General features: G+C 45.5%; 13 protein-coding genes. 1 reads left to right on the top strand and 12 read right to left on the bottom strand.

The annotated features are described in order from the left end of the window. Positions 1-55: 55 nt before the first annotated feature. The 8 genes from CSX02_RS09200 to CSX02_RS09165 all read right to left on the bottom strand — a co-directional run bounded on the left by CSX02_RS09200 (position 56) and on the right by CSX02_RS09165 (position 17,299). Positions 56-1,207: a cation diffusion facilitator family transporter gene (locus CSX02_RS09200; RefSeq protein ID WP_242970459.1), complete on the bottom strand. Its 1,152-nt coding sequence runs from the start codon at positions 1,205-1,207 to the stop codon at positions 56-58. A gap of 11 nt (positions 1,208-1,218) precedes the next feature. Next, the gene (locus tag CSX02_RS09195; protein ID WP_099386460.1) at positions 1,219-3,123 is read right to left on the bottom strand and encodes a YgiQ family radical SAM protein; all 1,905 of its coding nucleotides are present in this window, start codon (positions 3,121-3,123) and stop codon (positions 1,219-1,221) included. Beyond that, a complete protein-coding gene (locus tag CSX02_RS09190) occupies positions 3,120-3,848 on the bottom strand; it encodes a tRNA threonylcarbamoyladenosine dehydratase (RefSeq protein ID WP_099386459.1) in 729 nt (242 codons plus the stop codon). The genes CSX02_RS09195 and CSX02_RS09190 overlap by 4 nt, the downstream gene beginning before the upstream one ends. Next, positions 3,835-5,172, bottom strand: a complete 1,338-nt coding sequence (locus CSX02_RS09185; protein WP_242970458.1) for an MATE family efflux transporter — start codon at positions 5,170-5,172, stop codon at positions 3,835-3,837. Before CSX02_RS09185 ends, CSX02_RS09190 begins: the two co-directional genes overlap by 14 nt. A 21-nt stretch (positions 5,173-5,193) precedes the next feature. Next, positions 5,194-5,532 carry an Hpt domain-containing protein gene (locus CSX02_RS09180; RefSeq protein WP_189281475.1) on the bottom strand — a complete coding sequence of 113 codons (339 nt, stop codon included), beginning with the start codon at positions 5,530-5,532 and terminating at the stop codon, positions 5,194-5,196. Continuing rightward, the gene (locus CSX02_RS09175) at positions 5,525-7,228 is read right to left on the bottom strand and encodes a two-component system response regulator (RefSeq protein ID WP_099386458.1); all 1,704 of its coding nucleotides are present in this window, start codon (positions 7,226-7,228) and stop codon (positions 5,525-5,527) included. The genes CSX02_RS09180 and CSX02_RS09175 overlap by 8 nt, the downstream gene beginning before the upstream one ends. Continuing rightward, positions 7,225-10,065, bottom strand: coding sequence for an ATP-binding response regulator (locus CSX02_RS09170; RefSeq protein WP_189281473.1), 2,841 nt, complete (start codon positions 10,063-10,065; stop codon positions 7,225-7,227). Before CSX02_RS09170 ends, CSX02_RS09175 begins: the two co-directional genes overlap by 4 nt. A gap of 196 nt (positions 10,066-10,261) precedes the next feature. Then, positions 10,262-17,299 carry a SpaA isopeptide-forming pilin-related protein gene (locus CSX02_RS09165; RefSeq protein ID WP_189281471.1) on the bottom strand — a complete coding sequence of 2,346 codons (7,038 nt, stop codon included), beginning with the start codon at positions 17,297-17,299 and terminating at the stop codon, positions 10,262-10,264. 232 nt (positions 17,300-17,531) lie between these two features. Between CSX02_RS09165 and CSX02_RS09160 the strand changes: the two genes are divergently transcribed. Continuing rightward, complete coding sequence (locus tag CSX02_RS09160) at positions 17,532-18,179, top strand: sce7726 family protein (protein WP_099386455.1); 648 nt, start codon at positions 17,532-17,534, stop codon at positions 18,177-18,179. A 30-nt stretch (positions 18,180-18,209) separates the two neighbouring features. Here the strand turns inward: CSX02_RS09160 and CSX02_RS09155 are convergent, their stop codons facing one another. The 4 genes from CSX02_RS09155 to CSX02_RS09140 form a co-directional block, all read right to left on the bottom strand. Next, positions 18,210-19,484 (bottom strand): DUF4179 domain-containing protein, encoded by a 1,275-nt coding sequence (locus CSX02_RS09155; protein ID WP_099386454.1) that lies wholly within the window; start codon positions 19,482-19,484, stop codon positions 18,210-18,212. 11 nt (positions 19,485-19,495) lie between these two features. Beyond that, positions 19,496-19,954, bottom strand: a complete 459-nt coding sequence (locus tag CSX02_RS09150; protein WP_242970456.1) for a sigma-70 family RNA polymerase sigma factor — start codon at positions 19,952-19,954, stop codon at positions 19,496-19,498. Between the two features lie 158 nt (positions 19,955-20,112). Next, a complete protein-coding gene (locus tag CSX02_RS09145) occupies positions 20,113-20,991 on the bottom strand; it encodes an aldose 1-epimerase family protein (RefSeq protein WP_099386453.1) in 879 nt (292 codons plus the stop codon). Between the two features lie 405 nt (positions 20,992-21,396). Beyond that, a complete protein-coding gene (locus CSX02_RS09140; RefSeq protein ID WP_189281470.1) occupies positions 21,397-21,570 on the bottom strand; it encodes a hypothetical protein in 174 nt (57 codons plus the stop codon). Positions 21,571-21,589: the final 19 nt, after the last annotated feature.

The following is a 21,589-nucleotide window of genomic DNA, read 5'->3' as shown; positions in this document are numbered from 1 at the left end:
GCAGGGGCAGAGTGGTCCGAGCAAAAAAACGAGCGGGCAATGCCCGCTCGAAAGGTTAGTCGGTAATATCGACATCAGGGGAAACCTGAATGCGATAGTCCGGATATAATTCTTTTAGTTCGTGGTAGAGGTGCTCTACTCCATCGGAAGCAAGGATGTCGAAGCTGAAGACCACATCAAAACGCATTTCCTTGGCCTGCATGTCCACATAAAATCCATGCATTTGTAGCGCCCACTCATGAGACATGACGGTTTTCATGACTTCATGGCGGATTTTTCCGGCCGCCTCGTCCGTCGTATTGTAAGAATATACGCCAACTCCGGTCAGGACGACACCGGTCTCACGATAGACTTTTTCCTGCAGATGGCGGCTTAATACATCGACTTCATCGACGGTCATCACATCCGGCAGTTCCAGATGGACAGAAGCATAATTGCGGTTCGGTCCGTAATTGTTGATAATCAAATCATAGGCACCACGGACCACTTCCTCTTCGTTGAGCATACGTTTGATTTTGACAGTCAGTTCCTTGTCTGCGCGCTTGCCCAGAATGTCATCCAGCGTCTCGAAAAGCATTTCAAGACCGGACTTAATGATAATCACGGAGATGATCACACCGACATACGCCTCCAAAGAAACCGATGTCAAAAGATAAATGATTGCAGATGCCAATACCGATGCGGACAAAATCGCATCAAACATTGCATCCGTGCCGGAAGCGATCAGAGAACTCGAATTCACTTTCAGTCCCTGGTGCTTGACGAACAGTCCCAAAACAATTTTTACCAGAATTGCAGCTGCGATGATGATCAGCATCGGTGTCGAATAATCTGCCAGTTCCGGCCAGATGATTTTCTTGACAGATTCTACAAGCGAAGTCAGACCAGCATAGAGCACGATTGCAGAGACAATCATGCCGCTTAGATATTCAATTCTGCCATAACCCATCGGATGTTTCTTGTTTGGCAGTTTGCCGGCAAGCATGGTTCCCACGATGGTAATCAGTGATGACAATGCATCCGATAAATTGTTGACCGCATCCAGTGTGATGGCGATGGAATGCGACAGCAATCCGATGATCGCCTTGAACGCTGCCAGAAATACATTTGCAACGATTCCTATGATACTGGTTCCGATGATGGTTTTGCGGCGTTGTGTTGCCTCTTCCACGAGATTCATCGGAATTCCTTCCTGTTGTTTTCCCATATGGTTCCTCCCTATCTTTTTTTGCCGGTGCGTTTATGCCGCGCATCGTTGTTATGTTTTACACGATTGTTTGTATGTCTATTGCTGTTTTTTGTATTGCTGTTTTTGTGCTCACGCGGTGGAATCAGACATTGCGGTCCGAATCCGATCAGATCACTGCGCCCGGCTTTTAACAATGCCTCTTTGACCAACGCATAATTTTCCGGTTTCCGGTACTGAATCAGTGCACGCTGCATCGCTTTTTCATGCGGATTGCGCGTCACATAAACCTTTTTCATCGTGCGTGGATCCACACCCGTATAGTACATCACCGTGGAGATTGTGGATGGTGTCGGATAAAAATCCTGTACCTGCTCCGGCATATAGCCCATATCGCGCACACTCTCTGCCAGTGCAATGGCATCCTTCAAATCCGATCCCGGGTGAGACGAAATCAGATATGGCACCACATATTGATTCAGTCCAAGCTGCTTGTTCACGGCTTTGAAGCGCTCCACAAACGCCTGATAAACCGAGGCATCCGGTTTGCCCATCAGGGCAAGCACATGATCCGTTACATGCTCCGGTGCGACACGCAGCTGTCCACTGACATGATGCTGACACAATTCGCGCAAGAACGTCCGGTCTTTGTCTGCAAGCACATAATCATAGCGGATTCCGGAACGGATAAATACTTTTTTGACGCCTTTGATTGCGCGGAGTTTGCGCAGCAATTGGATATAATCGCTGTGATCCACCTTAAGATTCTTACAAGGTTTTGGAAACAGACATTGGCGATCTTTACACACACCGTGCTTCATCTGTTTCTGGCAGGCCGGACCACGGAATTGCGCTGTCGGGCCGCCGACATCATGAATATATCCCTTAAACTGAGGATCCTGCACCATCTGATTTGCTTCGCGCAAGAGTGATTCATGGCTGCGCGCCTGCACAATCCGCCCCTGATGAAAGGTCAGTGCACAAAAGCTGCAGCCTCCATAGCATCCGCGATTGCTCGTCAGCGAAAATTTAATTTCCGAAATTGCAGGAACTCCGCCATCTTTTTCGTAGGATGGATGGTAAGCATTCATATACGGAAGTTCATAAACATCATCCATCTCCTGCATCGTAAGCGGCCTTTGCGGCGGATTTTGCACCAGATAACGCTTCTCTCCGTATTTCTCTATCAGCGGATGCGCGGTTGCAAAATCCGTATTGTTATATTGGATCAAAAAACTCTTTGCATAATTCATGCGATCGGCCAGACAGTCCTCGAAGTCCGGCAGCACAATTCCCTGTTCGTTTTCGAGAACCGAATCGATTGTTTTTGCCTTGTAAACTGTGCCGCGGACAAACGTGATATCCTCTGCCTGAAGTCCGCTGTTTAGCGCATCCGCAAGTTCCACGATTGCCAATTCCCCCATTCCATAGATCAACAGATCCGCGCCGGAGTCCATCAGAATGGAGCGTTTCAGTTTGTCTGACCAGTAATCATAATGGCCGAGTCTGCGCAGACTCGCCTCGATTCCACCGATGAGAATCGGCTTGTTTTTGTAACTGCGCTTAATCAGATTGCAATAAACGATTGTGGCATAATCCGGTCGTTTGCCAGCCACACCGCCCGGTGTATAGGCATCGTTTTTGCGCCGTTTTTTGCTTACGGAATAATGATTGACCATCGAATCCATATTGCCTGCGCTGACCAGAAATCCCAGTCTTGGCTCGCCAAATACGCGGACACTTTCATCTTTTGTCCAATCCGGCTGCGAAATGATTGCCACCTTATATCCATGCGCTTCGAGCACACGGCTGATAATTGCCGGCCCAAACGAGCTGTGATCAACATACGCATCGCCGATCACATAGACAAAATCCGGCTGTTCCCAGCCGCGCTTTTTCATATCATCCATTGTGATTGGCAAAAAATCATGTATCATAAATCTTCCTCTTTTGTCTTATCCTTGCTTTGGCAGAGATCGTGCACCACTTCCCCTGCCAGAATCAAACCTGCGACAGCAGGCACATAGGCTGTGCTTCCCGGTACCGCGCGTCGCACGCCATCCTCAATCTGTTCAGGCACAATCGGCTTTTCGTCCGAATATACCACTTTTAATTTGCGCACGCCTCGTTTTTTGAGCTCACGGCGCATCACTTTGGCCAGCGGATCCATCTGCGTCTTGTAGATATCCGCGATGCGGAAACGACTGCCGTCGAGCTTATTGCCGGCGCCCATGCTGCTGATGACCGGTGTTTGGGCCTGTTTGCAGCGCATAATCAATTCGATTTTTGCAGTGACCGTATCGACGCAATCCACCACATAATCATATTCGGAAAAATCAAACTCATCCGCATTTTCCGGCAGGAAAAAGCATTTGCGTGCGTTCACGCGCACCTGCGGATTGATGGATTCCATACGCGCCTTCATCACTGCAACTTTGTCCATCCCGATGGTATCATGTGTTGCGATAATCTGGCGGTTCAGATTGGTAATGGAAACCTGATCATTATCAATCAGATCAAAACTGCCCACTCCGCTTCGTACCAGAGCTTCGCAGACATGTCCGCCCACGCCTCCGATTCCAAAGACAGCCACATGGGCTTTATGTAATTGTTCCACGGCATCATATCCCAACAGGATGCCGGTTCTTTCAAATTGATTCATGTTTGTTTTCTTTTCCTTTTAATTTACCCCGGAAGAACCACACTGCGCAGATTACGGTCGGAATCACGCCAAGCAGGTTTGCCAGCGGCTGTGCTTCCTGAATTCCCGCGAGACCTCTGAGATTCGCCAGAATCAGCAGTGTCGGTATAAAAATAATTCCATTGCGCATCGCGGAGAGTAACGTTGCCGGGATTCTGTTTCCCGTACTTTGAAACATCATCTCCGTCGACATACACAGCGGCATCACCACCTGTGAAATCGCCTGTAAGCGCAATGCCCTTGTTCCGATACTTACCACACTCTCATGATCCCGGAAAATCCGAATCAGATCAGGGGAGAACACAAATACAACAATGCCGAGCCCGGTCAGAATCACCTCTGACAGAATCATGGTAAACCAGTAACCTTTCTTTACCCTGTCATAGCGTCCTGCGCCGTAATTGAATCCGCTGACGGGCTGAAATCCCTGTCCCACACCGATGGCAACCGATGCCATAAAAAAGATGATGCGCGAGACAATGCTCATTGCCGCAACAGCCGGATCACCGTAGACAGCCGCCTCGCTGTTCAGTAATACTGTGGTAATGCTGTTTAATCCCTGACGAAGCAGACTCGGGAAACCGGTGGATACAATCTCCCAGATCATGCCCTCGCCAAACCGGAAATTGCGCAATGAAATCCTGCAGGATGTTCTGCCGCGCAGGAACATCGAAATCAGTATTCCAAAGCTGATAATCTGAGATACCGCCGTAGAGATTCCGGCTCCCATGATTCCGAGATGGCATCCAAACATCAGGATGGCATCTCCGAGAATGTTTAAAACTGCGCCGACCATCAGTCCAACCATTCCAAGAATGGCTTTGCCCTCATATCGCAGAATATTGTTGAGTGTAAAGCTGGTCACCATAAATGGCGCGGCAATCAGAATAAACATGATATAACTCTTGGCATATGGCGCGATGGTCGGTGTGCTGCCAAGCCAAGTGACCAGATCGTCCAGCCCGATCATGCAGCCGATTCCAACCAATGTTGCAATCCCAAAAGCCGTAAAAAATCCGGTGGATGCCACTTTGCTTGCCGCTTCGTTGTCCTTTGTTCCCAATCGTCGCGCGATGATACTTCCGGATCCCTGTCCAAACAAAAAGCCGATTGCCTGCAGAATCGACATGAATCCAAATACCACTCCGACAGCGCCACTTGCGCTGGTTCCCAACTTGCCGACAAATGCGGTATCCACCAGATTATAAATATTTGTGACCAGCATAGAGATGATGGTCGGAATCGACAACGATACGATTAATTTCGGAATCGGTGTCTGTGTCATTTTTTCATATTGCGTCATGTGTTACATACATGCTTCCAGCGAATCACGCCATTGCAAAAGTGCTGTCAGGTCCTCGCTCAGATCCACCGGTTGCTGCGGGCGCAGTTTTTCAGTCATATCGATGGCAATCTGCTCCATCGGCGTCAGGGACAAGTTGATGACAACCCCTTTGAGTGCATGAGCCGCTTCGAAAGCTCCTTTATAATTTTTTGTCTCAAGTAATAATTTTATTCCCTCATAGCGCTCCTTGGCAAGTGCAAGTTGCACGAGTTCCAAATAAAATGCATCATCGCCACCACAGCGGGCAATCGCTTCATCTACATGACATCCTTTTTCCCGCAATCGTTCAATTTCATTCATAATTCAGTCTTTCCTCCACAAATTTGGTAAATTCTGCTTCCGGCAGCGGTTTGGAATAATAATATCCCTGAATGATGTGCACACCGAGTTTCTTGAGCAGATCATACTGTTCACGAATTTCGACGCCCTCTGCCACGACCTTTACATCCAGCAGTTTGGCGATCTCCATCACGATTTCGACGAGCTTATAACTTTTGACATCTTCATGAATATGACGCACAAATCCCATATCCAGTTTCAGTTCATCGATTGGCAGAGACGAAACCATATTCAAAGACGAATATCCGGATCCAAAATCATCCATGGAAATATGAAATCCCATGGAACGCAGCTGGTTCACGATTTCAATGATGCCTTTAGAATCCTGTGTATATGCGGATTCGGTCACTTCGAGCATAAAGTCGGTCGAGCGGATTCCTGCACCGCGCACAATCTCACAGATTGTTTCCACGAAATCCTTCTCCAGCAAATCAACGCGGGAGACATTCACCGACAGAGGAAATACAATCCCATATTTGTCTTTCCAGCGCTTAATCTGCTCAGCCGCCTCTTTCCAGATATACATATCCACACGCTTAATCAGACCGTTGTTTTCAAAAAGCGGAATAAATATCCCCGGACTGATCATCCCCAATTCCGGATGGTTCCATCTCACCAGCGCTTCCGCCGATACCGGATAAGCTTTGTCTCCCTGAATGGCATATTTCGGCTGATAATACAAAACGAATTGTTTTTCCTCCAACGCACGATCCAGCTCCGAAATCAAACGCTCTTCATAGGCATCTTTTTCATACATCGCCACATCATAATATGCCACATAATTGGAAAAGCTGTGCACGATGCTGTTGCATGCGCGCAAAGCGCAGTCGATTTGCTTATCACAATCAACGGTCTGGTCCGCATTGCTGTATACGCCCATGCGAAACCGTGTACGGATATCAGCCATATTCGGTGCCAATTGATTATGCAGCTCCCATAAAATATGTTCCGGTTCTTCGTCATGCGGCAATGACAGATAGAATGTATCATCGTGTGCACGGCAGGCCACCCCGGCGTTTTCCTCCGCATAAAGGTGAAGTATTTTACCGACATTTGCCAGCAGTTCATCACCGAATTTGCGTCCGTACAGTTCGTTGATAATATGGAACCGATTGATATTGAGCACAATCATATCTCTTTGCACTTCCGGATAATATTGCAGCGCAAGTCTGACATAATTTTTGAAATATTCCAGCTGCAGCAATCCGGTCAAAGCATCATCCCTCGTCAGTGAAATCAAATGCCGACTCTCATATAACTGAATCGTCTTTTGCACGCGCGCACGAATCACTTCCGGTACATTATACGGCTTGCTGACAAAATCCGTAGCTCCGCTGTTTAAGCATTTCACTTCTGCCGTCTTGTCTGCCGTCAATATAATCACCGGAATCTTACTCAATTCCTCATCCTCACGCATCTCTGCGAGGACTTCAAATCCGTTCTTGTTTGGCATAAACAGGTCGAGCAGCACCAGGGAAATGATGTTGGGCATCTCCCGCATAATCTTTAGGGCATCTTCTCCATCCCTGGCCAGCAAAACCTTGTATTCATCCTTTAGGATGTTTTCGAGAATGCGGCGCTCCACTTCCTCATCATCTACAATCAGGATCCGCCTTTTTAAATTGAATCTGGTCTCTACATATTCTGTCTGTGTCATGTCTCTTCTCCGTTATTGTCGCCTTCAAACACCTTTTTCAGTACCTGAATAATATTTTGATAATCAATTGGCTTTGAAATATGCGCATCCATGCCATGCTGCAGCGCCTTTTGGACGTCCCGATGGAATGCATCCGCAGTCACCGCAACAATCGGCACCCGTGCTTTTCCCGCATCTTCAAAGGAACGAATATAGCTCGTGGCCTCATATCCATCCATCTTCGGCATATGAATATCCATCAAAATCGCATCATAATATCCCGCCTCATGCGCTTTTACAAGCTGGCCGGTCTCAATTCCGTTTGTCGCTTCCTCTGCCACAATTCCCATTCTTCTCAACATTGCCATCAGTATTTTGCGATTGGTCTCCATATCATCGGCAACCAGCACCCGCTTTCCGTAGAACTGCCCGTCCGTCGGAGTGACTTTCCGATGACTATCTTTAATCTGTCGAATATATTCTTCCGGAACCGGTTCAAAATCAAGAATCACATCAAACTGTGTTCCAATCCCCTGCCTGGTATTGAGCTTGATTTCACCGCCAAACGCATCCACAATTCTTTTGGTGATGGCCATTCCCAGTCCGGTTCCCTGAATCTTGCTGACTTCCTCCGTCTCTGCACGCTCAAATGCCTCATAAATTTTGGACACAAATTCCGGTGCCATTCCAATTCCCGTATCTTTCACCGAAAAAATACAACGTACATATTCTTTGCCATCTTTTATCGGTCCCTGTGTCTGTTCCAGCATCATCCTGATTTCACCGCCTTCCGGCGTGTATTTAATCGCATTGGTACATAAATTCATCAAAATCTGATTCAGGCGCAGGCGATCCAGATACAGATATTCCGCAAACGGATATTGATAATCCGTATACATCGTCAGCTTTTTCTCTTTCAGATGAATCTGTAAAATCGACTCTATCTCCTCCAATATTGTTTTGATGGATGCCGGTGCATGATGTATCTCCAGACGGCCGCTCTCGATACGACTCATCTCCAGCACATTATTGAGCAATGTCAGCAAATATCCGCTGGATATCTGAATATTCCTGATATATTCTCTGACCTTTTCCTCATTTCCGATTTCATCCATCGCCATTGCACTGTATCCAACGATTGCATTCATCGGGGTTCTGATATCATGCGAAACATGCGACAGGAATTCCGTCTTGGCACGGTTGTGCTCCTCCGCCTGAATGATTTTCTTGTCCATGCTTTTTTCGCGCTGCAATATGATGGCAAACAGTGAAAACAGGACAATCAATGCAAATATCACCAATCCCATCTGCATGATATTATTTTGAATCAGCAATTTATCCACGACATGGTTCTTGCCGAATCGCTGTTCAAACTTGTTCGCCATGCGCAGACGCATCCACATATTTGCGGACAGAAACAGCAAAAACAGCAACATCATCCACATGACCGTCGATTTTCCAAACCGGTTTTGTGTATCCAGGCGAAAGACAAACCAATACAATAAAATGCCCAGAATACACCAGATTGACAAAATGAAATAGGATTCACTGCCGAGCATATCTTTCATAAACAGATTCGGGATTAGAATTACCACAAAATACAGGACGGATAACAGCATTCCGCAAATTCCGAGAATCTGATGCAGAATATTATGACATTTCCTCGCCTGCAAAAAAGCACAGATTGCGACATATTCATAGGTGATTGAAACGCTGACCGTAGCAACATCCACATTCCACTGAATTGCGGTCCTTCCCAAAAACGGAACCCATAAAGACAATGCCAGAATAATCATGAGGGCCACATACGGAACTCCGTTTCTCTCTTTTTTCAGCCATGTGCCGCCTACTCCTCCATCCGACATCTGCTTCAATGCGCGCATGCCTGCCTTATAAAAACCGACAATGCTCGTAAACAAAGCTGCCATAATCGCAATCACAACCAGTGCCAGTCCGGGCTCTCCCATTGCCGCATATGCATTATAGAGCACCGGAACATGCTCCATACCCGCATAATAATCAAGCGCACCGATATATTCCGTCCAGTTCGAATATCCCCCCGGCACATGCGATGCGCCGATCAGTGTAAGGAATATATAAATCAGCATTCCGCAAAAAATAGCGCTCACCAGAGCCCCATAAATGCTCTTATATTTCATTTTGACTGTTCCCATCAAATACATGGCACTCTCAAAGCCCACAAACATCCACGGTGCAAGCATAAAGACATCCATTTGCTGTAACCAGTGCGACTTTTCACTGACAAACGGCGGAGTCGTCATCATTGAAAAGCCATATGTCCGAAACACACCAACTGCCAGAATACAAACCGACACAAAGAGCACTGCTGCAAGCAGTACCTGCAGCACCGTCAGTACCTTTTTCCCGAAATATACCAGTACGGCAAAGACAATCTGAATGACGATTGTGACCAGTATCTCACCGAAACATATTTCATAATTTGCAAAAGTATAATGGAATCCAAAATGAAACAAATCTCCGCACAGATAGCGAAGAAACAGGGCGACCGCTGTCGTATTCGCCCACAATAAAGAAATATAAGCCATCAGCAACGACCATATCGCCAGAAAGGCATGGTCCTGCCCCAGAATTTTGGCAGAATAAATATAGGCACCGCCTTCGCCCGGCAACTGACTTGCCAGATAGATATAATTTGCAGCCACAATACACATTCCGACTGCAGCCGCACATATTGCATGTGTGGTTCCAACCGGACCTGCCGTCTTTAAGAATGTGGTTCCCGGCATTACAAAAGCACCCCAGCCAATGATACAGCCCAGTGCCACTCCCCAGATTGAAATACCCCCTACCAATGAATTTCGCCTATCGTGACCCATCATATGTCCCCCTCTGCGAATCTCATCCTGCAATCATATGCGTACCTTCCCTGCTTTATTATCATTCTACTATACGCATCCGCAAATATCCACATAAAAAAAGTCTCGCGCGAGTGCGCATCCTTCGCGGAGCGCTTTTTGATTTATAGCAAAAAAGCGGCGCCGGTTATCCGGCACCGCCTTCTGTCACAGACGACTATCTGCGTCTGTCATGTTTTTTGCGATGATAGAACATACCTGAAAGGACGAAGCATACACCTGCGGCAAACAGAAGTACAAACGGACGCTCGGAAGCGTGATCCCCTGTCTGTGTATTGCCGGTCTGAGTGTTCTCAGATTCGTTCTTTGGCTGCTCTTTCTTCGGTTTTTTATTGTCGGCTTCTTCCTTGACAATCTTGCGATCGATGACAACAACATCCTGAACATATGCTTCATCAGTCTCACGCGCGGTGGCATCTACCACAAATGTGGTTTCGGAAACCTCATATCCGCTCGGTGCAGCAAGCTGTTTTACCGTATATTTGCTGCCCATTGCCAAATTGCCTTCGAACAATTGCTTTTCGCTTTCCTCCGTTACCCAGCTGTTCTGGCCTTCAGAAGTCTTGATGACATTTCCGTCGTCATCCACAAGCTGAAGTACACCGCCTGCAAGATAATGATCTGACGTATCGGTCAGATAAATGGCTACACGGATGACCGGTGATTTCCAGATATAGGTACCGGTTTCATCATCATATACCCATACATCGGAGTCCTCCATAACGGTCTTTGTCTCACCTGATTCTTCATCATAATCCAGTTCTACTTCAACCGTTTCGGAAGAAGTTGCATAACCTTCCGGAGCTGTCAGCTCTTTGATCAGATAGACTTTGCCTGCGACAACATCGTCAAAGACAATATTGCCTTCTTCATCTGTGGTCGCAGTCTTGACAAGCATATAATCCTTGCCCTGATCTTCGATGACCGCACGATATTCATTGCTGTCCGGATCTGTCGACTCATCTCCAAACAAAAGAACCACAATATTGTGTACCAGTTCTTCTGCCTTTTCTTTGATATAGGTAAAGATGGTCTTTTCTTCTGTCGGATCCTCAATGGTGGACTCAAGCTGATAGAGACCATAAACCGCACCTTCGATTCCTTCTGAATGATCATCCTGTGAAACGGTCTTAAATCCAATGGTACCGCGTCTTACTTCAAATACCACATCATGCAATGTCTCGCCGGATTCCACTTCTACCAGTCCGGCGAAATGTTCTCCGTCTACCGTGGCAGAATATACTTTTTCATCCATGATGATCAATCCCTGATCATCGATGCTCTGGGCTCTCAGATAATAGGTTTCTCCAAGGTTGAGCGATGCAATGGATACGATTGCACGGTCGCCTGACAATTCACTTTCAATTGTAATCGGATCCCCGTTCTCATCCGGTACCGGAGTGGTACAGGTAATATCACTGTATACGACATAATGCACACCCGGAAGCGCGATGGTTCCGTTGAGATTGCCGACAGTTTCATCCTCATTGCCGTTATAGCAACGAAGTGATGTGGTAAATGTCAGCTGATTGGTCTGATGATCCATCACAAGAACCGGAGCATCTGCTCTATCTCTGCTGTATTCTGCACCTGCAAACGAATATTCCTGTGCATTGCCTTCTGTCTCGATGATACGCATGGTATTGTCACGGTTGATGGCAAAGACTACCGGTTTCGTCTGATTAAATCCTGGGATCACGGATGTCTCCTCAATTCTGTAGGTTCCAGGCACCAATCCCTCAACCCATACCGTTCCATCCTGTCTGGCTTCTACCGTCTGATAGGTAACTGCACCGTCTTCGGATGTGATGACAAATTCCGCATGGCCAACCATCTTTGTATTGTCATCCGCTGTGGATTTCAGTGTAAATCCGGTCATCCAGTCCGTCATTACGATTCTGGTGATTGCGTTACCACTTTGAACCCAGCTCACTTCAAGCGGATTGATGGTATCGCTCTCATCCGGTGCCGTAATGCGTGTCACATGTCCATACTCATCTACGACAAATGCAAACGGAGCAATGGTTCCGTATCCCTGCGGTGCACCGGTCTCTTCTACCAGATAGCGGTTGCCTGCCACAATCAGATTCGAAATCGTAAAGCTTCCATCGTTGCCGGTTTCAAAATTTCTGGTCTCTGAACCTGCTGATCCGGCAAAAATACCAGTCACAGCAAATTGTGCGCCGGACAATGCGGCAACCTCTGTGCCATCGCATTTCTGTCCCTTCTTAACCAGTGTCACTGAAGTTACCGCCTCGGCGATTTCTGCCTCTACCGTTGCATCTGTGCATTGTGCATTGATGACATATGGTCCGTGATAACTTCCGTCATATTGATAACCGGATGGAACATCCAGCGCTTTGACATAATACTCCACACCCCAGGTGAGGTCTGTTGCGGTACCAACCGCACTCGAAGTTCCATTCTGTGAAACCGTGATATCCTTTACATGATCATAAGTCTGTCCGTTTTCATCATAAGTATAGATTCCAAATTGCGCATGATCCAGACTTGCTGTTCCTTCTGAAGTCACCGTCAATCGCATATTTCCGGTTCTTCGTTCATCCGAAATCTGTCTGGTAATGGTCGTATCCGCATCTGCGTTTGCGACTGTAAATGCAAGTTTATCGGTTGCCAGTTCATATCCGACCGGTGCCTGCGTCTCGATCGCATAATAGTTTCCGACCGGCAATCCCTTGCGCAAAGCTTCCGTATCTGCAGTCTTTGCAATTCCGGTTGTATCTGTCACAATCGTTCCGACCACAACATCCTCTGTCGGATTGTCAATCGAACCTGTATATCTGTGGATTGTAAATTCCGCTTCAGATGAAATCAGCTGTCCGTCATAGGCATCATATTTCTTGATCTGCAACTGTGCAAGCACACGACGGTTAACCATTGCCAATGTCGTCTGTCGCTCCACAGCGCCTTTTAGTGCATCATCCGCATTGGTCACATTGGTCAATGCACTTCCCTGTCCGTTCACCTTAAAGGTCAACAGGCTTTCTGCTGTGCTGTGAACCGTTTCCGGACTGACTTCCGTCACTTCATATTCTTTTCCTGCCACAAAAATACCACGATAAGTCTTTGCAGTTTCTGTCGTCTGATATTCTGCGACAACATTCTGTGTATCTTTCTCGCGAATCTGAATCTGTGCATCTGTCACAGGGTCTCCAAATTCGTCCTTCAATGCAAAAGCAAATGAGGTCGGATTTTGTGTGATGGTCAATTTGTTGCCGGTCACAGTTGCATTGCCTCTGGTCGACAATACAATTTTTCCGGTTTGATCCACACTGAATACCGTTGCAATCGGAGTCACATATCCCGACTGAACCTTTACCGGTGTCAGCCGGTAGGTCTTTCCTGTCTTCAATACGCCAAGCAATTCCAGTCCCTGGGCCAACTGTGTTCCGGTCAGCCTAATCTTGTCATCACTTCCGGTATCCGTACCGTCAATCAGCATATCTCCGGTCAATTCCCATTCCGTATCATCCGTCAGAGCCGCATTGTCCGAATTCTTGCCGTCCACAATCACATCCGTAGATACATTGTCAATCACGAAGCGATCTGCGTAAGCCGCATCGACGGACCAGTTGCTGCCCTTTGTAATCACGGCTGTCGAACCTGTTGTATCTACATTAAAATAGTGAACTACTGCACTCGGCTGATAACCGTCAGCCGCGGTGGTCTCAACCAGTCCATACAAACCAAACGGCAAATCGGAAATGGTAAAACTTCCCATACCGTTTTCATCACTGGCAGAAGATGTATAAGTATCCATCTTGACACGGCCGTGTCCTTCCACGCCATCCGGATATAAATATAATGTAAAGGTCGAGCTCTGATTCTGTACAGATACACCGACTTTTTGATTGCTTTCGTTACCTGCCGCTACCGCATAATGCTTTTCGATCGTAATCTCTCCAAGCACATCGCGCATACGCTCGTCCACAAAATGTGCGGCCTGCAATCCGGTCATTTCCGCTCCGTTTTTCAACGGTGCAATCTGCTTGTTTCCCGGCGAAGAAAAATCATAAGGTCCGTAAACCGTTTCATCCGCTGTGTAGGATCCCTCCTGCGTATTCACAGTTGAAATCGCATGTGTGGAATTCACTTCCTTAACATAATAAACATGATTGGAAGAAGAATACGGTGCAAGCAGACTACAGCTTCCATCCGCTTCGGTAAAAGCAGAATAAACCAGATTCTGACATGCTGCATCCGAATACAATCCGTATAATGCCTGGGCAACAGGAATTGGGTCTGTCGCTGTACTTGATGCGTCCACCTTTGATAAATGTAAGATTACGCGTGCTTTTGCACTACCGGAGCTCTTTGCACTTGCAGCTACATTACAGTTCACACGCCCGAATTCATCCTGCGCCGTTCCCATAAATGCAGCATTGCTCAATCCTGTGGTTCGCAAAGTCGCATCTGCTGTGGTAATTGCAGAGCTGTAAGTAATCACATAGGCTTCTGTTGTCGTACCTGCCGGCAAGTGGATTGTCAAAATCGTCGTACCGTTTAACTGCGGTTCCATCTCAACTGTGGCCTGACTTGTCACATCCGTCTCATGCTTCATCACCTTAAAGGTGCTCTTGTCAAACGCCAGCCCCTTGCTCAGGACATCGGTGATGACCAGATGATTCGAAATATCTGCATGCGCACGATTGACGGTCAATGTCCATGCAATTGAATCATCGGAAGCCACAAAGCTTCCGCTCTTTTTGAGCACATGATTGTCCAGCTTGGACTGGTTATTGCTGACTGCGCGCGCAGAAAAAGTATGATCTGCACTTTCAAGAGTGTCCGAGCTTAAAACAACCGTATTGTCTGCACTGATTACCGCCTGAGACAAATCTGCCTGCGGTTTCATTCGATCCGGATCAAAAGAAACATAGATATGTGCGGTCTTGCTCTCCGTCACAGGGTCGTCCCACTGAACCGATACGGTCTTTGCAGCATCATCCACTGTAATATTTGCAGTGGTATCAACAGTACCTGCTGCATTTACTACACGCGTCTGCCAATTACCGTTTCCGGCTGCAGCGATTGTGTAATAATCGGTCGGGATTGGCTCACCTGCATCTGTCGTAAATGCAGTTGCAAGCGAATCGATCAATGACACATTTTCCAGTGTCATATTCTTTTTGTTAAGTGGAATTGCAAAATGGAAATAGCTGACATGATTTTCATCATCATGAAGTACTTCCACGGTCTTTTTCAGTAACTCGTTTTTCATTTTTACAGAAGCAGTGTCGCTGTCTGTATATGTATGATTTGCATCATATGCAATCGAAATCGTTGCACGATTCACATATTCATGCTCATCATTTGAACGAAAATATTCCAGAGCTTTTGTCTGATAAGTGATTCTGATATCATCGAGCGTCTTTTGATCTGCATCAATTGCGCTGCGATCAAATTCAAATTTCAGCTGTGATCCGTTCTGTGTAAATGTATAAACACCATCGGATACCGCTGTGCCATCCTCGTAGGTCACCTCGATGGAATCCTGTACCAATGCCAGATAATCTGCTTCCATTTCATCGGTGATGACAGCTGTCGTATAATCCGAAATCTTGGTTCCCGGCAAAATCTCCCACTGAATCAATCCGGTTTCGGTATTTGCCTCAAGCACGTTCTTTTCAATATAAGTTGCCCGAAATTCTGTCGTTACACTCGGTGCGCCCCAGACTCTTCCGGTGCCGGATCCGCCTCCGGTATATGTCGGATAAAGTGCCTGTACATATGCTCTGTTGCTGACAGACGAATCCAGACTCTGCGAATCAGACTGATAATCGACTGCAATATTAGTACGGAATACAATGGTATAGGTATCGGAAAATCCTGCATGCCCTGTATCTCCAAATGCGATTGCCAGTTTCTGCTGTCCGTTTTCTTCCGTCAACGCATACGAAATACCCGTTGAAGCATCTGCAGTATTCTGCGCATTCAATTGGATATCCGGTCCGTTTTCTCTTGTAATGGCAATGCCATGCGTCTCATCAACCGTCAATCCGGTAGAAAGAATATCGCTAACAATGCACTGATAGAAATCTGTCTGTTCACTGTTTACCACAATGGTCCAGTCCATGGCATTTCCGCTTACCTGCACACCGGACTTTTCGATATGGGTATACGGAATCACCACCGAGTCAGTGGCATTTTCACTGCCTGCTGCAATCGTCAAAGCAGATTCTCCCTGCTCCACCGAAACAGAATTCGACGCAGTTGTCTCTGCATCGCTGTCCTCAAATGCATTCTGATATGCTTTTTCGAGCAACGACTGCTCCACATAGGTTCGAACCACAATGGTTGCAGGTGCCTTCACGCCATCTGCCAGTGTTACCTCAAATTCATTCTCATCCTCGCTCACTGACTGCAGCTGTGTCCCATTGCCATATTGTCCGCCCAGATATGCACCTGCAATTGTCAAGCCTTCCGTTTCCGGAATGTCATGCACAACCAGGCCGCCCAAGTCAAGCCCCGCAGAGCTTGTATCGCTTCCGACCGTAATGGTCCAGTCGACATAGGTGCGACCGGTCTCATCATCTACCAACACTTCCCCGGCCTGTTTGGTCAGCCCTGTCACTTCATTCGAAATCTTCGGCAGAGTCAGATAAGTTGCCGGATTCTTTCTTGTCGCCGGAGCAATCTCATAATCATTCTGATCCAGTTCTCCGACCTTGTCATGATCCAGCGTTGCTTCAAATGCAACACTGGCATGAATATCATAAATACCATCTGTATCAACGGCATCATCCAGTATGAGTTTCAATTCATTGTTGTGAATGCTGTATTTTGCAATCGTCACCTCCGGATCCGGATTCGTGATGGTTCCGTTGTCTTCCTCCACCTGAAGCACATCCGGAAAGGTAAAACTGATATAATCGCCCTTTGCCAATGTTGCCAGCGCATCATCGTCAATTGCCACATCCAGTTCTCCGCCGATTCCGGTCACATTCAGTGTCGAATGTCTCGCCGTATCAATGGTATACTTTTCTCCATTCTTTGCGCATTCTACCTGCTCGTCTCCCACCATATAATACAGGGATTGATACGAAAGGGTAAATTCATCAGATGTTTCCAAAACAATCTGATTTCCCGTTTCCCCCGCATAAATCGGAGACTCGGGAATTGCCTGAAACAGCATTGTCACTGTCAGCAGCGCCGCCAAAACTCGTTTTTTCATTTTCAAATTCGTTTCCTTCTCTTTCTTGTTTTTCCTAATCTTATTAAAACGCATTTTTGCAGGTTTCTGCCTGCAAAGTTGCAAAAAAAGCAGTAACGCAAATTGCGTCACTGCACCCAACTTTCCTACAACAAATAGTATATTAGCACTAGTTTTCCATAAAGTCAACTTATTTTACATGTGGATTTTACACCGGACTTTTAGTATACTGTGGGATATGGAAACGCGAAATTTGTTGAAGGATAAGGATATCCGCGAACCGCTCTTTACATATCTGGAGGAGCGGTATGGTAAAGTGAGAATATTTGAAGAAAAGAACATCGGTATGAATTCGAGAGCCGATGTATTTTTGGTACTCGAAGACAGGCTGGTCGGTATCGAGATCAAAAGCGACGCGGACAGCTATACCAGACTGGCCGGACAGGTTGAGGATTATGACCGGTGCTTTGACGAAAATATTGTGGTGGTCGGCAGCACGCATGGCGCACATATTGAACAGCATGTACCTATGCATTGGGGGATTTTGACTGTGGAACAGGATGAAAACGGCCGATGCGACTTTTATATTTTGCGCGAGCCACAAAAGAACCCGAACCTGAAAATGACAGAAAAGATTCGTTTACTTTGGCGCCCGGAATTGGCGAACATTCAGGCGAGACATGATTTGTTTAAATATCCCGGCAAAAGCAAACTGTTTGTGCAGGAATATCTGATCAAAACGCTCGAACCGGACTTACTTCATCGGGAGATCAGTCACGAACTGTTCGAGCGTGATTATACGAAAATCCATGACACAATCAATGAATATCGTACCGCGCATGGTGCCCAACCACGCCGAAGACGCAAACGCCGCAAAAGAAAAAAGCGCACAACCGCATAGGTTGTGCACTCTTTATACATTTTATTATACTCAGGGATTCAGTAAAATATCGACATTGATATCAATATTCTGATCCGGGAAGGATCTTTCCAGGGTAATTTGATTATTTCCATCAATATAAATATCATCCTCATTCTTTAATATGATACAAGTGCTATCCTGCGTTCCGCCCTGTGCCAACTGTTTCCATTCTCCATCTTTATCCAAGAAACGATTAAACGTATTATTAAATGAGCGCTCCATTTGATCTAGGATTTTAAAGCGATACTGATTCTTGCCCTCAGATTCAGCCTTCGAAAGTTCCGGAACCGGACCATATATATCAGAAAAGATCATTGTGTTCAAATCTAACGTCACGATTTCTCGTGCTTTTTCAAGGGTCTCAACAGAATCAATTTTTAGATGGATCTGCCCTTCAAGTTCATAGTAACCACTATCAAGGCTCCATGTATGTTTGTTATCATCTCCCCCATATATAATTGTCCCCGATTCACGCTCCTGGTATTGATGTCCTGCTTCGTCATAAATTGTCATAGACATCCATAGGGTCTCCACTTCTTCCGGATTGATATATTCCATATCTATCTCAGTTGAAAGTGGATAAATGCGCACTTCGGAAATACGATACTCGGCCTGGCCTGCTGAAAAAGTTTCGTTCGGTGTATAGATCTTTGCTTCACTCTTCTCCGGAGTGTCAAATTCTAACGTGTATGTTTCTATTCCGTCATCATATTCTGCCTGTAATTCCATTCGAACTTTTTCATAATATTGATCCCAATCGATTCGCAGAATAGCATCTTTTCCATCAGATGAGTACCTAGGCAAATAATATGTCGTCGCAATCGATTCTCCGGTTTCCCCATCAAAAACGTCTGCACTCATAGAAAATTCTGTTTTGCCGCCATCATCATCCGTGTGAAAGAACAATACCAATGCAGTATCATCTGCTGCCACATAATCCACATACAAAGGATAACGATCCCCCTTACATATCCAGTCCACTTCTGTTCCGAATCCATTCTCAACAGCTTCCTCGACACCTTTATCGAGTAAAACAGATTTTCCCAACTCGCGAAGAATCGGAATTTGCATAATATAAGAAGCAAACGCCGGCGATGTGTTCACACCCACCACAAGTGTTCCCATAAATGCAATCAACGCGATTGCGAATCCACGAAGAGTAACCATTGCATAATGGATTCTCGCACGCCTTTTCGTTTTTGTTTTGATTCGATTCATTTCTAATGTCTGCGGAACGGTTGTTATTTCATCTATCAGCTGGTTCATTTCATCAATTCTATTCATCAGAGCCTCCTTTAAGACAAATCCAATCTTAATAATGAAAGTGCTTTCCGCATCCGTGTTGCCACTGTTCCCTGCGGAATCTCAAGCATTTTCCCTATTTCTGCAACGGTGTAACCGCCAAAGTATTTCAGAATAATCAATTGACGATACTGCTCCGGCAATCTGTTAATTGCATCCTTCAGCGGAAGATTCTCATAATCAGCGTAGGTTGCGCTTTCCGGAAGTTCTTCAATTCCGGTTTGTCGCTTAAACTTTTTGTATTTGCTCATACAAAGATTCATCAAGATTCTGATGAGCCAGGTCTCCATATACGCTTCATTTTTTAATTGTCTTCTTTTGATATAGGCGCGATAAATGGCCTCATCCACCATATCCACAGCCATACTCTCACTGTTGAAATATGGATAGGCGATGCGATATAACTTTTCCCGCATCTGCTCAATTCGCACGAAAAATATCTCGTCGTTCATCATTCCTCCTTTATAGGGCCCTTTGTTCTTACATCTATTAGACTCATATGAACCGAATTTTTATTTCTTTTTCTCAAAATTTTTATAAAGCGAAAAAGCCTATTCCCGAAGGACATTTTGATTCCTTTAGAGAATAGGCTTTTTATTTAATTACGAAACTATATTGCAGCTTCAATCTCATAAGCTGCTTCAAATGTTGCTCCTGTAGCAAGCTCATTTCCGTATTCGCGCTCTTCTAATCTCTTACTAAAGCCGACTCTGTCACATCTTCCATACCATGGCTCGATGCAGACAAATGGCGCGTGTTTTCCCGTTGGCGACCATACTCCAAACAATGGAGTCGGACAAGTCACTTTTATGATAGGATTGTGATTTTCATCTAAAATAGTAACGCTGTCTGCCTGGTGTTTTTCTACAACCAATGCATCTTTTGCAAATAATTCATCCGACATTTTCAGGATTCCGTTTTCTAACTGATAATGATCCTGCGCATCGGAAAGACATCCGCTACCATCGTTTGCAATGATATTTGCAGTGAGTTCAGAAATCGGTTTTCCGTTTTTTTCGAATTTCAAATAATCTTTATCCAGATCGCAGTTGAAGGCCGGATGTGCTCCGATGGAGAAGTACATGGTTTCATCGTTTGTGTTTTCGACTTTCCAACATACGTTTACTGCGTTTTTCAGCAGTTCATAGCGGATGGTAAGTCGAAATGCGAATGGATATTTTTCGCGTATGGTTTCATCATCTGCCAATTCAAAGGTTAATGAAGCGGCATCAGATGCCACAAGTGAAAAATCCATATCTCTTGCAAATCCATGCTGTCCCATCTCGTAGGTTTTCCCCTTGTAGATGGATTGCTTTTCGAAATAGCAGCCAACCACCGGAAATAAAACCGGAGAAGTTCTGCCCCAGAATGCGGGATCCGCTTGCCACATCAGTTCCCGATTGTCGCTCTTTCGAATTAGAGATTTGATTTCTGCACCGTGGTCAGCGACGGTTAATTTTAAGTTTTGGTTTTCGATTATATGATTCATTTTGTTAATCCTGCCCTCTTATATTTCGAAATTTTTTTATAGTCACGTAATTTGTTCAGGTACTAAAATATCAAATTGCTCATCGTTCCAGACATCTCTGAAGAATAAGCAGATATTCTGCACCTATCTACCTCAATAATAATAGCAGATATTATGACTGTAAAAAACAGGTTTCTATTGATTTATTATTCAATTCAACTTTTGAAGTTATCCCTATACTTTCATTTTCAATTAACAAAACACGAAATGCCATACCTTCTACCTCCTAATGAAAAAAAGGAATCAACTCTACGCATAGAGTTGATTCCTTTACTGCATACATTTTTTGATCAATTCAGTATCATTAAGCGCCAAACTTAAAAGACGCGCCATAATATTCTGTCGATCATCACCAACTTCCATTACTTATTTCATATCTTCCGGCAACAATTTAATAACAACACTATCCATCCGAATAGCTTTATTTAACTGTTCTGCTGTCATCGGAGGGCATTCTTCATCATAAGTGATTGTTTTTTCCATAGCGTTCTTAATTTGCGATAATTCATCTTTTGAACAAGATGTTTCTAATTCACTCATTTTCATATAAGTCCTCATA

This window comes from Agathobacter ruminis (genome assembly GCF_002735305.1).
Classification (GTDB): Bacteria; Bacillota; Clostridia; order Lachnospirales; family Lachnospiraceae; genus Roseburia; species Roseburia ruminis.
The sequence above is the reverse complement of the archived record's forward strand: the minus strand, read 5'-3'. Positions and strand labels throughout refer to the sequence as shown.